This window comes from Acinetobacter sp. Gutcm_16 (assembly GCF_028649355.1).
Lineage (GTDB): Bacteria > Pseudomonadota > Gammaproteobacteria > Pseudomonadales > Moraxellaceae > Acinetobacter > Acinetobacter johnsonii.
In genome coordinates this window covers 32340-47946 of record NZ_JAQSUV010000016.1, presented here as the reverse complement: position 1 = coordinate 47946, position 15607 = coordinate 32340, and the positions used below count along the sequence as shown (strand labels likewise).

15 protein-coding genes are annotated in these 15607 nt (G+C 41.2%); 8 read left to right on the top strand and 7 right to left on the bottom strand.

Annotation, left to right across the window (positions count from 1 at the left end; translation table 11 throughout):
* Positions 1–278 precede the first annotated feature (278 nt).
* Positions 279–1133 carry a bifunctional DNA-formamidopyrimidine glycosylase/DNA-(apurinic or apyrimidinic site) lyase gene (mutM, locus tag PTT44_RS02315; RefSeq protein ID WP_168158262.1) on the top strand — a complete coding sequence of 285 codons (855 nt, stop codon included), beginning with the start codon at positions 279–281 and terminating at the stop codon, positions 1131–1133.
* Entirely contained in the window at positions 1130–1414 is a 285-nt protein-coding gene (locus PTT44_RS02310) for a peptidylprolyl isomerase (protein WP_004695176.1), read from the top strand. Before mutM ends, PTT44_RS02310 begins: the two co-directional genes overlap by 4 nt.
* 58 nt (positions 1415–1472) lie before the next feature.
* On the opposite strand, the gene PTT44_RS02305 is transcribed toward PTT44_RS02310, so the two are convergent.
* The 3 genes from PTT44_RS02305 to typA form a co-directional block, all read right to left on the bottom strand.
* Positions 1473–1802, bottom strand: a complete 330-nt coding sequence (locus tag PTT44_RS02305; RefSeq protein ID WP_168158263.1) for a gamma-glutamylcyclotransferase family protein — start codon at positions 1800–1802, stop codon at positions 1473–1475.
* A gap of 127 nt (positions 1803–1929) precedes the next feature.
* Positions 1930–2364: a large conductance mechanosensitive channel protein MscL gene (gene mscL / locus PTT44_RS02300; RefSeq protein WP_168158264.1), complete on the bottom strand. Its 435-nt coding sequence runs from the start codon at positions 2362–2364 to the stop codon at positions 1930–1932.
* 199 nt (positions 2365–2563) lie between these two features.
* Positions 2564–4402, bottom strand: coding sequence for a translational GTPase TypA (gene typA, locus PTT44_RS02295; RefSeq protein WP_087528277.1), 1839 nt, complete (start codon positions 4400–4402; stop codon positions 2564–2566).
* A gap of 171 nt (positions 4403–4573) precedes the next feature.
* Between typA and PTT44_RS02290 the strand changes: the two genes are divergently transcribed.
* The 3 genes from PTT44_RS02290 (at position 4574) to PTT44_RS02280 (ending at position 8510) form a co-directional block, all read left to right on the top strand.
* The gene (locus PTT44_RS02290; protein WP_004695168.1) at positions 4574–5944 is read left to right on the top strand and encodes a uracil-xanthine permease family protein; all 1371 of its coding nucleotides are present in this window, start codon (positions 4574–4576) and stop codon (positions 5942–5944) included.
* A 67-nt stretch (positions 5945–6011) separates the two neighbouring features.
* Entirely contained in the window at positions 6012–7037 is a 1026-nt protein-coding gene (locus PTT44_RS02285) for a class I SAM-dependent methyltransferase (protein ID WP_168158265.1), read from the top strand.
* A gap of 9 nt (positions 7038–7046) precedes the next feature.
* Positions 7047–8510 carry an amino acid permease gene (locus PTT44_RS02280; protein WP_010327438.1) on the top strand — a complete coding sequence of 488 codons (1464 nt, stop codon included), beginning with the start codon at positions 7047–7049 and terminating at the stop codon, positions 8508–8510.
* Positions 8511–8986: 476 nt separating this feature from the next.
* Here the strand turns inward: PTT44_RS02280 and omp38 are convergent, their stop codons facing one another.
* Positions 8987–9997, bottom strand: a complete 1011-nt coding sequence (omp38, locus tag PTT44_RS02275) for an outer membrane protein Omp38 (RefSeq protein WP_004983121.1) — start codon at positions 9995–9997, stop codon at positions 8987–8989.
* 370 nt (positions 9998–10367) lie between these two features.
* Between omp38 and PTT44_RS02270 the strand changes: the two genes are divergently transcribed.
* The 3 genes from PTT44_RS02270 (at position 10368) to PTT44_RS02260 (ending at position 12804) form a co-directional block, all read left to right on the top strand.
* Positions 10368–10892, top strand: coding sequence for a GspH/FimT family pseudopilin (locus PTT44_RS02270; RefSeq protein WP_168158266.1), 525 nt, complete (start codon positions 10368–10370; stop codon positions 10890–10892).
* Positions 10893–10992: 100 nt separating this feature from the next.
* A complete protein-coding gene (locus PTT44_RS02265) occupies positions 10993–12168 on the top strand; it encodes a thiolase family protein (protein ID WP_168158267.1) in 1176 nt (391 codons plus the stop codon).
* A gap of 183 nt (positions 12169–12351) precedes the next feature.
* Positions 12352–12804: a VOC family protein gene (locus PTT44_RS02260; RefSeq protein WP_062034137.1), complete on the top strand. Its 453-nt coding sequence runs from the start codon at positions 12352–12354 to the stop codon at positions 12802–12804.
* A 14-nt stretch (positions 12805–12818) separates the two neighbouring features.
* Here PTT44_RS02260 and PTT44_RS02255 read toward each other — a convergent pair whose 3' ends face one another.
* The 3 genes from PTT44_RS02255 to PTT44_RS02245 all read right to left on the bottom strand — a co-directional run bounded on the left by PTT44_RS02255 (position 12819) and on the right by PTT44_RS02245 (position 15397).
* Positions 12819–13172 carry a DMT family transporter gene (locus PTT44_RS02255; RefSeq protein WP_168158268.1) on the bottom strand — a complete coding sequence of 118 codons (354 nt, stop codon included), beginning with the start codon at positions 13170–13172 and terminating at the stop codon, positions 12819–12821.
* Between the two features lie 103 nt (positions 13173–13275).
* Positions 13276–13761: a DUF934 domain-containing protein gene (locus tag PTT44_RS02250; RefSeq protein WP_168158269.1), complete on the bottom strand. Its 486-nt coding sequence runs from the start codon at positions 13759–13761 to the stop codon at positions 13276–13278.
* Positions 13754–15397: a nitrite/sulfite reductase gene (locus PTT44_RS02245; protein ID WP_078389031.1), complete on the bottom strand. Its 1644-nt coding sequence runs from the start codon at positions 15395–15397 to the stop codon at positions 13754–13756. The genes PTT44_RS02250 and PTT44_RS02245 overlap by 8 nt, the downstream gene beginning before the upstream one ends.
* Between the last annotated feature and the right edge of the window lie 210 nt (positions 15398–15607).

Below are 15607 nucleotides of genomic sequence, written 5' to 3'. Positions count from 1 at the left end.
GTACATAATTTTTAAACAAAGATCTCAGCAAAATTTTTATCATTAAGTCAAAAAAAAGTTATCAATATCCTCCACAGCTATAAATAGAAGATTGGATTTGGGTGATTCATAGCAGTTTTCACTCAATTCAAGAATGCTATTTAAAGAGGATGATTCCTGATCACACTTGCACTCTAGCTCCGTACAAATGTGCTAAAGGCAAGCCTCTCGTTGAAATCACTTGCAATCTTGCGTGTACACCGCAATATTAGCCTCAAGTTTTATCGTCTCATGTTGCCATGCCAGAATTACCTGAAGTTGAAACCACCAAAGCCAGTTTAGCGCCGTTATTAGATCAACAAGTGCTCAGTGTTGAAGTTCGCCAGTCGAGCCTACGTTGGCCAATTCCCGCCGATCTCAACAAACTGGTGGGACAGCGTTTAATTCAACTCAAACGCCGCTCTAAATACATTTTGGCCATTTTTGAACAAGACACGATGCTTTGGCATTTGGGCATGTCAGGGAGTTTCCGTATTTGTGAAGTGGGTGAAACGCTGCGTAAACACGATCATTTGATTATTCGTTTTGAAGATGTCGAGCTACGCTACCATGATCCGCGCCGCTTCGGCTGTATTTTATGGTTGGATAAATATTCGCAAACCAAGTTAATCGATACGCTTGGGCCTGAACCACTGAGTGCTGATTTTAACGCTGAATATTTAAGTCAAAAGTTAAAAAACAAACAGGTCGGCACAAAAGTTGCAATCATGGATAATCACGTGGTGGTTGGTGTCGGAAATATCTATGCCACAGAGAGTTTGTTTAATTTGGGCATACACCCTGCGCAAGTGGCGTCTAGTTTAACACCCAGCCAAATTGAAAAATTGGTGGTCGAGATTAAACGTATTTTGCAGCAGGCCATCGATTTAGGTGGTTCTACCCTGCGGGACTATTCCAACGCAATGGGTGAAAATGGTTACTTTCAACAAACCTTATTGGCTTATGGTCGAGCAGGTGAAATGTGTGTGAACTGCGAAACCACACTTGAAAACATCAAACTAGGACAGCGTGCTTCTGTATTTTGTCCCGAATGCCAACCGCTGAAAAAAGTGCAACCTAAGCCCAAAACCACAGCTCGAGGAAAAACCAAATGAAAACTGCCATTGTTCGTCATATTTTGGTCAAAGACAAAGACCTCGCTGAACAACTGAAAAAGAAAATCCACGATGGCGCCGATTTCGCCAAAATTGCCAAGCAATATTCCACCTGTAATTCAGCTAAGCGCGGTGGTGAACTGGGTGAAGTCAAAAAAGGCCAACTGGTGCCTGTGATTGATAAATTGGTCTTTAGTGCAGCTGAAAAAGTACTACATGGCCCCATCAAAAGCCAATTTGGTTTTCATTTACTAGAAATTAAATTCCGTATGGATTTTTAAAAGGCTATGTGGTGTGTGATGTGTTTACGTCTAAGCACATCACGAACGCTGTATTTGATTAAGCCTCTTTCATCTCATATGTCCAAGCATCAACGCGTTCGCCAGATTCCAGCGTCCCTTGTACCCTCACCCGTCGATACTGTATCCCTTCAAATTCATCCAACGCATCCCAATGTTCGGCCAATTTTTCACTAATAAAAAAATATCCTTCAACCGCTGCTGCTTGTGGGTCTAAGACGATGGCGAATAAGCCTTTGTCGGGTCCCCAATCCAAAAGATGCACCACGCCATGCACATAGCCTTTTTGCCATGTTCCACCTATGCGCTCTAAAAGATGGGAATTTTCATGATTTGGACGAAGTGTCCCATAGACAAATAATTGGTTCATTTGGCATCACCACCGCTATTCAATCAGCGCGCATCATAAAACCAAAACTGTATAAAAACCAGTCTTTGGATAAGACACAGACATAAAAAACGGCACATAATGTGCCGTTTTATTTTTACCTATTCAATTACTGACGTTTTTTCAATTCATCACGAATTTCACGTAGCAACTCAATATCTTCTGGCGTTGCTGCTGGTGCTGGCGCTGCTTCTTCTTGTTTACGGCGCATACGATTGATCATTTTCACCATTAAGAACACCACCCATGCCAAAATGATGAAATTAATTAAAATCGTAAGGAAGTTACCATAAGTCAGGACGTTCACCCCAGCTTTGGTCAACTCATCTAAAGACTGTAAATTATTTGGGTTATCCCCCAAAACAAAGAATTTCTGTGTGAAGTCTACACCACCACCAGTCACCACCGTGATCAACGGCATAATGATGTCTTTCACCAAGGAATCGACAATTTTACCAAATGCTCCACCGATGATCACACCGACAGCCAAATCAACCATGTTACCTTTTACCGCAAATTCGCGAAACTCTTGAACAATACTCATCTAAATCTCCAGTTATTTTTTGACTTTAATTTATGTGACGAAGTATACATTAATTTTATAGCTTCATTTCCACGTAATTTACTCGGAAATCATCTGCTTTTATATATTGGTTTGCTAATTTTAAACAAAAAATGCCATCAATTAATTGATGGCATTTTTAAATGTCGCTGCCCCGCATGAGGCAACATCATTTTAAAACTTATTTACCAGAACGGTTACGTTTACGTTCATTTTCAGTCAACCAGCGTTTACGGATACGGATTGACTTAGGTGTCACTTCAACTAATTCATCATCTTCAATGAATTCAAGCGCTTGTTCAAGCGTATATTCAACAGCAGGAACAAGAGTCAACGCATCATCAGTACCAGAAGCACGTACGTTTGTTAACTGTTTTGCTTTAGTTGGGTTAACTGTCATGTCATCTGAACGAGAGTTAATACCAATGATCATACCTTCGTAAACTTCTAACTGAGGTTTAGCAAATAGACGACCACGGTCTTGCAATGTGAACAATGCATAGCCAAGGCAAGTACCTTGAACCATAGAAATCAACACACCGTTTTGACGTTTCGCAACAGTACCTTGTTTCATTGGACCGTAGTGTGAGAAGCTTGAAGTCATGATTCCTGTACCAGAAGTCATGGTCAAGAATTCAGAACGGAAACCAATTAAGCCACGTGAAGGAACAGTTGCTTCAATACGGATACGGCCTTTACCGTCAACTTCCATATTCGTCATTTCGCCTTTACGATGACCCATTTGTTCCATTACAGAACCTTGGTGCTGTTCTTCAACGTCAAATGTTACGTTTTCGTATGGCTCTTGCTTTTCGCCATCAACTTCTTTCAAGATTACTTGTGGGCGAGATACGCCCATCTCGAAGCCTTCACGACGCATGTTTTCAATAAGAACTGAAAGGTGAAGTTCACCACGACCTGATACTTTAAAGCTATCAGGACTATCAGTATCTTCAACACGAAGCGCAACGTTGTGAATTAATTCGCGGTCTAAACGTTCACGGATATTACGTGAAGTAACAAATTTACCTTCTTTACCAGCAAACGGAGAGTTGTTTACTTGGAAAGTCATGGTTACTGTAGGTTCATCTACAGACAATGCTGGTAAAGCTTCAACATTTTTCGGATCACAAATGGTGTCAGAAATATGAAGTTCATCAATACCTGTGATACACACGATATCGCCTGCTTGAGCAGATTCAACATCAACACGCTCTAAACCATGGTAACCCATGATTTTTAAGATACGACCGTTACGTGTCTTACCGTCTTTATCAATCACAGTTACTGGTGTGTTTAATTTTACAGAACCACGTTGAATACGACCAACACCGATAACACCTACGAAGCTGTTATAGTCAAGTGAAGAAATCTGCATTTGGAATGGACCATCAACATCAACTGCTGGTGGCTCAACAATGTCTACGATGGTTTGGAACAATGGAGTCATATCTTCAGCAAGTTCTTCTGGAGATGGACCAGCAACACCACGAAGACCTGAAGCGTAAACAACTGGGAAGTCTAACTGCTCGTCAGAACCACCTAAGTTATCAAACAAATCAAACACTTGATCAATAACCCAATCTGGACGCGCGCTTGGCTTGTCGACTTTGTTGATAATTACGATTGGCTTCAAACCACGTGCGAACGCTTTTTGCGTTACGAAACGAGTTTGTGGCATTGGGCCTTCTTGAGAGTCAACAAGTAGAAGTACACAGTCAACCATCGACATTACACGTTCAACTTCACCACCGAAGTCCGCGTGTCCTGGGGTGTCGACGATGTTAATACGGTATTCTGTATTGGTACGTGCATCTAACCATTTGATTGCAGTGTTTTTTGCAAGAATGGTAATACCACGTTCACTTTCAATCGCGCCTGAATCCATGACACGCTCAATCTCGCCTGCACGATCGCCAAGTGCACCTGATTGCTGTAAAAGTTTGTCTACTAGAGTGGTTTTACCGTGGTCAACGTGCGCAATGATGGCAATGTTGCGGAGAGTTTTGATATCTGACATGTAAATTCGATACGCCTAAAGTTTGAGGGCAAATTATACAGAAAAATAATAGAATTTAGTAGTGACAGTTTATTGACAGACTCATTTTTTTTGATAAGTGGTGTGTAATTAATTTTGTAAAGCTGTGTAAAGCGATTAGAATAGCGCCACCTTGCTAACACCCTTTGACATATGTCTGATCAAAATCTCTCTCCCAATCAAACAGATCAACTCGATTTGGTCTATGGTTTAAACGACCGCCCTCGCCCAATCATTGCTTTTCTTGCTGCCTTTCAACATCTCCTTGCAATTATTGTCCCAATTGTTACTCCGGGCTTACTCATCTGTCTAGCGCTTGGTGTGTCGAAAGAGGACACCAACATGATTTTATCCATGTCTTTGGTCATTTCAGGGATTGCAACCTTCTTACAATGTAAAAAAGTTGGACCTTTTGGTGCAGGCTTATTAATTGTTCAGGGCACCAGTTTTAACTTTATCGGCCCGATTATTGGAATCGGCTCTGCCATGGTTGCTGCAGGTACTCCAGTAGAATCCGTCATGGCTGCAATTTTTGGTGTGGTAATCGCAGGTTCATTTATTGAAATGGGCGTGTCACGTATTCTGCCTTGGGTGAAAATGTTAATTACCCCATTGGTAACAGGCATTGTGGTGTTATTGATTGGTTTGACCCTCATTAAAGAAGGTCTGATCAGCATGGGTGGTGGCTATCAAGCCATGTCAAACAATACCTTTGCCAATGCAGACAACCTAATCATGTCGTGTACGGTTTTAGGCTTAATTATCTTGCTGAATCGCATCCGTATTACATGGGTAAAAAGTTCTGCTATCTTAATTGCCTTAATTGCAGGGTACACTCTTGCAGGCTTTATGGGGCATCTGGATTTTTCAGGTTTAAAAGATGCGCCTTTAGTACAAGTTCCGACGCCAATGCATTTTGGACTAAGCTTCTCTTGGAGCTTGTTTATTCCAATGGCCTTCATCTATTTAGTGACGTCTTTAGAAGCAATTGGTGATATTACAGCAACCTCTAAACTCTCTAACCAACCTGTCGATGGTGCAACATGGATGGAGCGTATTAAAGGCGGTGTCTTGGTGAATGGTGCAAACTCTTTCCTTGCTGGTATTTTCAATACCTTTCCTAGTTCGGTCTTTGCACAAAATAATGGCGTGATTCAGCTTACTGGCGTTGCGAGCCGTTATGTCGGCATCTGGATTGCTGCGTTATTGGTGATTTTGGGTTTACTCCCTGCTGTTGCAGGTGTGATTCAGGCGGTACCTCAAGCTGTTTTAGGCGGCGCTGTAATGGTGATGTTCGGTGCTGTAGCAGCTTCTGGAATTAACATTCTGTCAGGTATTCATCTTGACCGCCGCGCACTACTGATTATTGCCATTTCATTGGCACTCGGTTTAGGTGTTGCACAAGTTCCACAAATTTTGGAACATTTACCAGAATTATTCCGTAATATCTTTAGCTCAGGTGTTGCGACAGGTGGTATTGCAGCCTTGTTATTAAATATTATTCTTCCTGAAACGAAGAAATAATTGTTCATTTCAGTATGCACTTTGCCCAGCACTGTCTGGGCATCGTTTTTACAATGGAGTATATAAAATGGATCCACGAAGTGAAGTTGTTCTTCGCCAGCAAGAATTTCTCTCTGGTTCAGTTTTACTGGTCAATGCACCGTGTGACGAATTAAACACACAGCTAATTGGTACTGTAGAACCACATTTTTGGACATGGAATTTTAACGAATTACAATATTTCCAAAACCAACAAAGTGATGTGCATTTTGGTACAGATTTGCCTGATGCCGCTTTTGATCAAGCCATTGTTTTTGTTCCAAAATCAAAAGAACTACTTAACTATGTGCTACACCAACTGGTCAGTCGTTTGGCCGTAGGCGCATCGATCTTTTTAGTTGGTGAAAAGAAAGGTGGTGTAGAACGCGCGTCTAAACAGCTACAACCTTTTGGTAAAACCCTCAAATTAGACAGTGCTCGACATTGTCAAATGTGGCAACTGGTCACCGAAAAAACCGTAACGGCAAAACCTTTGGCCGATTGGGCACAACACTACACTGTACCAACCCCGAAAGGTGAATTACAGATTTGCGCATTACCGGGTGTATTTAGTCAAAATCGTCTGGACGTGGGTACAGCCGTGTTATTGCCTCATCTTTCACAGGTCACTTCTGGAAAAATTGCAGACTTTGGCTGTGGTGCAGGCGTGATCAGTGCTTATTTAGCCAAGTTAAATCCGAAAAATCGCATTTTTGCACTCGATGTCGATGCCTTTGCATTAGCTTCAACAAAAATGACTTTTGAGAAAAATAACCTTTTACCAGAACAACTTGAGATTAAAGCGGTACACGGAATTGAGGATGCTCCTCTGTTTTTACACGCAATCGTCAGTAACCCCCCATTCCATCAAGGCATTCATACAGATTACAATGCCAGCGAAAATTTATGCAAAACATCCCGTCGCCATCTTAAATCGGATGGCGAGTTGTGGATTGTTGCCAACCGCTTTCTGAATTATCCATTACTCATTGAGCAAAGTTTTGGCCAATGTACAACCAAAGCCGATCAACAAGGCTTTAAAGTGCTGTTTGCCAGCACACAAAAGAAATCTTAAGGAACAATGATGAGCGAAATGACTCAACCAGCTCAACTCAAGCGGAAGCTTGGAGCTCGCCATCTGAATATGATCGCCATTGGTGGTTCAATTGGTACAGGTTTATTCCTTGCCTCAGGTGCAACCATTGCGAATGCTGGCCCTGGCGGGGCGTTATTGGCCTACTGCTTAATTGGTGTGATGATTTACTTTCTCATGACCAGCCTGGGTGAGTTGGCAACACATAACCCAACATCCGGTGCATTTTTCACCTATGGCACCAAGTATGTTGAAGGTGGTTTTGGTTTCGCCCTTGGCTGGAACTATTGGTATAACTGGGCCATTACGGTTGCATTTGAATTGGTTGCAGTCCAATTCATTATGAAATTCTGGTTTCCCGACCTGCCCGGTTTCTACTGGAGTGCTCTCTTCTTAGCTGTTGTATTTGGGATCAATGCACTGACAGTCAAAGGCTTTGGTGAAAGTGAGTTCTTCTTCTCCTTGGTTAAAGTCCTTGCCATCATTGTGTTTATCATCATTGGTATTTTCATGATTGGTAAAATCATGATGACGCCTGGTGTCGCAACTTTTGCCAACTGGACCAAAGGTGAAGCACCCTTCGTTGGTGGCTTATCTGCACTGATTGGTGTCGCTATGATTGCAGGGTTCTCGTTCCAAGGTACCGAAATGGTCGGTGTTGCTGCAGGTGAATCGAAGGATCCACAAAAGACGATCCCGATTGCCATCAAACAGATTTTTTGGCGCATCCTACTGTTTTATGTGGTGTGTATTTTCATTATCGGTACACTCATTTCATATGATGATCCACTTTTGTTACAAGCGGCTTCATCGGAGAATATTGCACTCTCTCCATTTACCTTACTCTATGAAAAAGCTGGTTTTGCCTTTGCTGCCAGTGTTATGAATGCCGTGATTTTAACCGCGATTCTATCGGCAGGTAATTCAGGGATGTATTCATCGACGCGTATGCTGTTCAATATGGCCCAAAATGGCAGTGCACCTAAACTGTTTGCCAAATTAGACCCACGCGGCGTACCCATGAATGCACTTTATGCGACAACTGCAATTGCTGCACTTTGCTTCTTAACTACTTTCATTGGCGAAGAACAGGTCTTTAATTGGCTGCTCAACATGTCGGGTATGTGTGGCTTTATTGTTTGGTTAGGGATTGCTGTTTCACACTATCGTTTCCGTAAAGGATATGTTGCCCAAGGGCATAAGGTTGAAGACTTAGCTTATCGTGCAAAATTCTTCCCCTTTGCCCCTTGGTTTGCCTTTATCCTGTGCGCCATTGTTGTTTTAGGTCAAAACTACCAAGCGGTACTTGATGGCGAATGGCTCTCTGTTTTATCGACCTATATTGGTATTTTCTTATTCTTGGCGATTTGGCTAGGCTATAAATGGAAATACAAAACCAAACTGGTTTCTTACCAAGAAATGGATGTCAGTCCAATGAATCCTGATCGCGAATAAAATTCTTTCATAATAAAAAACAGCCTTCGGGCTGTTTTTTATTATCTCCATTTCATTATTTATTTTTTTACCCAAATATAACGAATTAATAACTAATGTAAATCTTAATAAGACAGCTTATTGAGTCCCGACCTCTATCAACTTATAGACACTAAATATCAAACTATAAATAATATTTCTTTGGCAAAAAAGCCTTACAGAGCTAGACAACTAGAAATACCCATTCATTCTAAAGCTATTATCGATGCTGTGAAGCATGAGCAAATAGAAATCCCCTGTTCATTCTTCTTAGATTTATCTTCTAAAATTAAATACTTCTAACAATATCCTATATGTAATAACCATGAACACCGTAAGTCTCAACGGTTTTTGCACTGGTTCAACCTTATTTTCATCAACACGAGTTAACATAAATTTCATTATCTAACGGCATAAAAAAACGACTCCGAAGAGTCGTTTTTTAGTTAAAACTCAGATTATTGAGCTTGAACTGTACGGCTGCCAGAAATTGTCGCGAATACACGACGGTTCATAGCACGGCCTTCTTTAGTGTTGTTGTCAGCAATCGGTTGGTCCCAAGCGAAACCTTGAGTAGACAAACGAGCTGGATCAACGTTGTATTCGTTTACTAGAGACGATTTAACAGAGTTAGCACGAGCTAAAGATAAACGTTCGTTCAATGCACGTGGACCAGTGTTGTCTGTGTGACCTTCGATGCGAGCAGTAGCGTTTGGATATTCAACTAACTTCTCAGCAACTTTAGCGATTTCTGGCTTGTATTGGTCTTTGATGTTTGATTTGTTTGTATCAAAGAACACACGAAGTTCCATGTTAAGGTCTTCAGTTAACTCTTGTGGTTCAACTGGAGCAACTGGCTCAACTGGCGCAACTTCTACTACTGGAGCAGCCGGTTTCAAGTGACCACCAAGAACTACGTTAAGACCAGCAAGCGCTGTGTAGTTCCAGAAATCTTCATCGATGTTGTAAGTAGCACGAGCTTCAGTACGTAGAGATAAAGCATCGTTCAAGCGCCAGAAAGCACCGAAACCAGCATTACCTAGAGTGCCTTCGTCATCTTTAAGACCAATATCACCTAAGTCATATTTGTAATGACCAGCACCTAATAGTACGTATGGCTTAATTTTGCTGTCGTAGTTTTTAGTAATCAAATCAGAAGTAGCGTAGAAGTTACCGTTGATTTGAGTTTGTTTGTATTCTGAGTTAGCAACAGCCGAATCAATATCACCCTTAACTTGGTTATATTCAGCTTCAAAACCTAACCAAGGAGTCAATTCAACGCCAAGTGCTGCACCAACGAATAAATCGTCTTGTAGCTCAGGACCATTTGTTAAATGATCACCACCATTGTTGTGTTTACTGTCTTGGAAAGTGTAACCAAGCATTAATGGAGTAACAGTTACGCCCGCGTTTGCAGCAGCTAAAGGAGCAGCTACGAGCATTGCTAATGCAATACGACTCATTTTCATGGATTTATCCTCCAGAGATAACAATTGTTTTTCAAGCTTAAGCTTATTTAACCATTCTGAGATAGGCTTTTTTATACCCCAGTTTTATTTTTAAGCTATTCGCAATGAATCATACAAACACTTTATTTTTTTTCCAAGTGCTTGATAACTTTAATCAAGTAAATTATTGACAAAATTACTTACAATTTCCGTTGTAATTCGGTAATTTTTTACTCAATTTTTACTTGCGAATAGCTTATTTTCACTTGTCTTACATTTTAACAGCTTTTTAAACAAGTTGAGTACTACTAATTATGTATAAAATTTGTTTGATAAACAAAGCTTTAATAAATAAAAAAATAGCGCCATAACAATAAAACTGGATAACCATATGTTTTTTATCAATAAAAAAGGGTTCACTTTATTTGAACTTATGATCACTATTAGCATTATTCTGATCATTTGTACAGTAGCTCTTCCTCATTTTCATCAGTATATGGCAGCACAAGAGCGAACCAAGACACTGAATACACTAAGAAATAATATTCATGCAGCCAAAAACATGGCCAACTTACAACGACAAAATATCACGATTTGCCCAAGTCAAGACCTCGTTCAATGCCAAAATCATCAGTGGAACATGGGCTTTATTGTATTTATCGATAATAATAAAAACCGACGAGTAGATACCAGTGAAACGATTATTCGGACAGAACAACAGCAGCTCAAGTATGGCAATCTTGATTGGCGTGGCACACTCAGTCTTCCATCTTTAAGCTTTAAAGCTGAAAATGGCCTCCCCCTTGGCTCAAATGGAACTTTCTATTATTGCTCTATGCAAAGTCAGGATCACTTTAAATTAGTCATGAGCAAAATGGGGCAGACCCGGACTGAACCCCTCGATGCCTGTAACTAGACCCATGAGTCCATAATCACGTTTTCAGCTTTTCTCTCGAGTAAATTTGCATATACTGCTTAAGTTTCCAACAAAACGTATAAGTGATTCGGAGAAAAAAATGACAGACATCGTAATTGTGAATGGTGCTCGTACGGCAATGGGCGGTTTTCAAGGCAGTTTAGCCAGTGTAACCGCTCCAGAACTCGGTGCAGTGACAATTAAAGAAGCGATTGCTCGTGCTGGCCTACACGCAAACGATGTAGAAGAAGTAATCATGGGCTGTGTTCTACCTGCGGGTTTAAAGCAAGGCCCAGCACGTCAAGCTATGCGCCAAGCAGGCTTACCTGATTCAACAGGGGCCGTGACCATCAATAAACTCTGTGGTTCTGGCATGAAAGCAGTAATGCAAGCTGCGGATATGATCAAAGCAGGTTCGGCAAATATCGTGGTTGCAGGTGGCATGGAGTCGATGACCAATGCTCCTTATATTTTAACCAAAGCGCGTGCAGGCTACCGTATGGGGCATGGTGATGTTAAAGACCACATGTTCCTTGACGGTTTAGAAGATGCTGAAACAGGTCGATTGATGGGTTCTTTCGCACAAGATATGGCCAATACTCGTGGCTATACGCGTGAGCAAATGGATGCCTTCGCGATTCGCTCTTTAGAGCGTGCACAAACAGCGGTCAACGAAAGTTACTTTGCCGATGAAATCGTGCCTGTGACAGTTTCATCTCGCAAAGGTGATGTTGTCGTTGATAAAGATGAACAACCGTTCAATGCCAATATTGCAAAAATTCCAAGCCTTCGCCCTGCCTTTGCTAAAGATGGCACCATCACTGCAGCAAATGCAAGCTCAATCTCGGATGGTGCATCCGCACTAGTTTTAACGTCAGCAGAAAATGCATCAAACAAAGGTTTAGCACCATTAGCGAAAATTGTGGCTTATGCATCGAATTCACAGCATCCATCAGAGTTCACCATTGCACCAGTCGGTGCAATTGAAAAAGTGCTTAAGAAAACAGGTTGGAATGCACAAGACGTAGATCTTTGGGAAATCAATGAAGCTTTTGCGATGGTGACCATGTGTCCAATCGATGACTTCAAACTTGATCCTGCAAAAGTAAACATCAATGGTGGAGCTTGCGCATTGGGTCACCCTGTCGGTTCAACCGGTTCACGTATTATCCTGACTTTGATTCATGCGCTTAAACGCACAGGTGGTAAAAAAGGGATTGCAGCACTCTGCATCGGTGGTGGTGAAGCAACTGCTGTAGCGATTGAATTACTTTAAGATTCAAGCAACTTTCTTTTATTGACATATTTTATACAATGAAAGACTGGCTGATTAGCTGATATAAAAGCGACATTTATGAAAATCCCTCGACTGCGAGGGATTTTTTATTACAAGATTGTATTAGGGTCGATCTTAACGACTTGTTAAAATAACGACGAAAAAAACAACAAGGATAAGACAATGCAACTGAATCACTACCTCAACTTTGATGGTCAAACTGAAGCCGCTTTTAATTTTTACAAGTCTGTCTTTGGTGGAGAGTTTGCAACGTTCATGCGTTATGGAGACTTACCTTCAGATGAAAGTTCAGTTACCCTTTCCGACGCTGACCAACAAAAAATCATGCATGTTTCGCTTCCCATCAATGCCAGCACGATTCTGATGGCTTCGGATACCAATGATCAGTTTTGTGCCCAAACCAATACTGTTTTTACTGTAGGCAACAACCACTATATTTCCATTAACTTAGATGCCCATGAACAAGCCGATGCAAAACGCTTATTTGATGCACTTTCAGCCAATGGAAAAATAGAGATGCCTCTAGAGAAAACATTTTGGGGCGCACTCTATGGTGCATTTACCGATCAATTTGGAGTGAAGTGGATGGTGAATTGCCAATTAGAAGAAGGATAAAATGCATCTTCTTTTTAAACATCAATATTTGAGAATTGCGCAATAATAGTGAGCCCCAAGGTAATAAAACCGATACCGAGCCATCCAGCCAAATCGATGTTCTGCCCTAAAAATGCTTTAGCAAGAAGTGCTGTGGCAATGACACCAATGCCAGACCACAGCACATATAAAATTCCCGCTTGCATAAATTTTAAGGCATAGGCGGCACACGCAAAAGAAATCATGTAAAGCACCAGTGCAATACTTTGATCCAATTTATTGACCAAGCCATTACCTTTTGCGGAATAAAAAGTCGAAAGCACATCTGTAGCAATAGCAATAAGTAACCAAATGACACCGGGATTAATTTTTGCAAAAAGTGCCATCATGTCCATTTTACCTGCTTCTTTTTCTTCAATTTGTTCATCAAAAATGCTGCGTATAAATACAAAAAAGCTGGACCAAAGTCCAGCTTTTTATTCACTTGAAAATTTAAGCGCCCGTTTGATAACTGGCTTGTGCAACGGCTGTTGATGCTTGATATGGATTTCTAAAATCATTTAAACCCGCAGCAGCTTCAAGAATGTCTTTACCTTCTTTAACAACAAAGGTATCAAAGCCTGAACGTTTCATGTAGTTCAAGACATCTTTAAACACATCACCCGTTGCGCGTAGTTCGCCTTGGAAACCTTGACGGCGTAATAGCGCTGCAAATGAATAGCCACGACCATCGTTAAAGCCCGCAAAATCAATAAAGATGGCATCTAGCTGATCTAAAGGGAACTCATGCGTTTCAGGAGAAGCATCGACTGTAACAAGGAGTGCTTTTTTACCTGAAACTTGAGCCAATTGATCTAACTGCTCAACCGTTAAAACCACATCACCTTGCGGTAAAACACCCTCTTCACCAATCACTTGATAAGTATTGTCTGCAATCGAGCCATCTTTAGAGAGGACTTGTAGTGCTAGATTAAGCATATGCACGCTCCTTAAAGGGTTGAATGCCTACACGGCGATAAGTGTCGATGAATTCTTCACCCTCAGCACGAAGGTCAAGATAAGTATTTAAAATTTCTTCAACAATGTCTGGCACAACTTCAGCTGCAAATGAAGGACCTAAAATGTCACCAATTGAAGCATCATGATCGGCATTACCACCCAAAGTGATTTGGTAGAATTCAGCGCCTTTTTTGTCTACACCTAAAATACCAATGTTGCCCACATGGTGATGACCACATGCATTCATACAACCTGAAATATTCAGATCCAGTTTGCCAAGGTTATAAATGGTATCTAAGTCATCAAAACGGCGTGAAATCGCTTCTGAAATAGGAATCGATTTCGCATTTGCCAGTGAACAGAAGTCACCGCCCGGGCAGCAAATAATGTCGGTTAAGAAACCAATGTGCGCACGCGCTAGATTGTTCTTCTCAAGAATAGTCCACAGTTCAAACAAATCTTTCTGAGGCACATCTACCAAAGAAATATTTTGCTCATGCGTGGTCCGCAATTCACCAAAGGTGTATTTGTCTGCAAGGTCTGCAATCAAATTCATCTCTTCAGTGGTCACGTCACCCGGTGCAATACCCGTACGTTTCAACGAAATCGTTACAATACGGTAGCCCTTCACTTTGTGAGCATTGGTGTTGATATTGAACCACTGTTTGAATTTTGGATGCGCAGCAAACTGTTCAGAAAAATCTTCATCTGCATAATCTTGATAATCAAACGGTATAAATTCTTCGTCTAATTTCTGCAAAATTTCAGGCTGAATTTTTAAAGTTTTAATGGTGTGCGCAAACTCAGCTTCGACTTTTTCAGCAAAAACTTGAGGCGTCAACGCTTTCACCAAAATCTTAATACGTGCTTTGTATTTGTTATCACGGCGACCATGTAAGTTATAAACACGCAGTACGGCTTCTAAGTAAGCAATCAGGTCTTCACGTGGCAAGAAGTCACGAATGAAACTACCAATCACAGGAGTACGACCTAAGCCGCCACCGACTTTAATTTTATAGCCGATCTCACCTGCTGCATTTTTAACGATATACACCCCAATATCATGGAATGAGGTCGCTGCACGATCGGTTTCTTCAAGTGCTGATACAGCAATCTTGAACTTACGTGGCAAGAAGGCAAACTCTGGGTGGAAGGTTGACCATTGACGGATCAATTCACACGTTGGACGTGGGTCAGCCACTTCACCAGCAACTACACCTGCATATTGGTCTGTGGTGGTGTTACGAATACAGTTACCCGAAGTTTGGATTGCATGCATTTGTACAGAAGCTAGCTCTTGAAGCATGTCTGGAACATTTTCTAGCGCAGGCCAGTTAAACTGAATATTCTGACGCGTTGAAACGTGTGCATAACCACGGTCAAACTCAGTTGCAAGTTCTGCAACTTTGCGCAATTGCGTTGAGTTCATTAAGCCATAAGGCACAGCAATACGTAACATTGGCGCATAGCGTTGTACATAGAGGCCGTTTTGAAGACGTAATGGGCGGTACTCATCTTCAGTGAGTTTTCCAGCTAAATAACGTTCCGTTTGGTCACGGAACTGTGCAACACGTTCATTGATCAGTTGCTGATCGAAATCAGTATATAAATACATGGCGTACAGCTAGTAGTTTCATTATAACGGCTGACAGCATAACGAGATTTAAACTATCAACAAAATGCGTTTTTTACATATTTCATAGCTGTTTTATTGATAAGGATAAGTAGATGTACTGTTTGTCCCTAATCCTAAAGGTTTTTTCTGATTAAAGTATTTTTTATTAGATACTTATACATTATTCAGCTAACTCCGTTCAGCCGATCA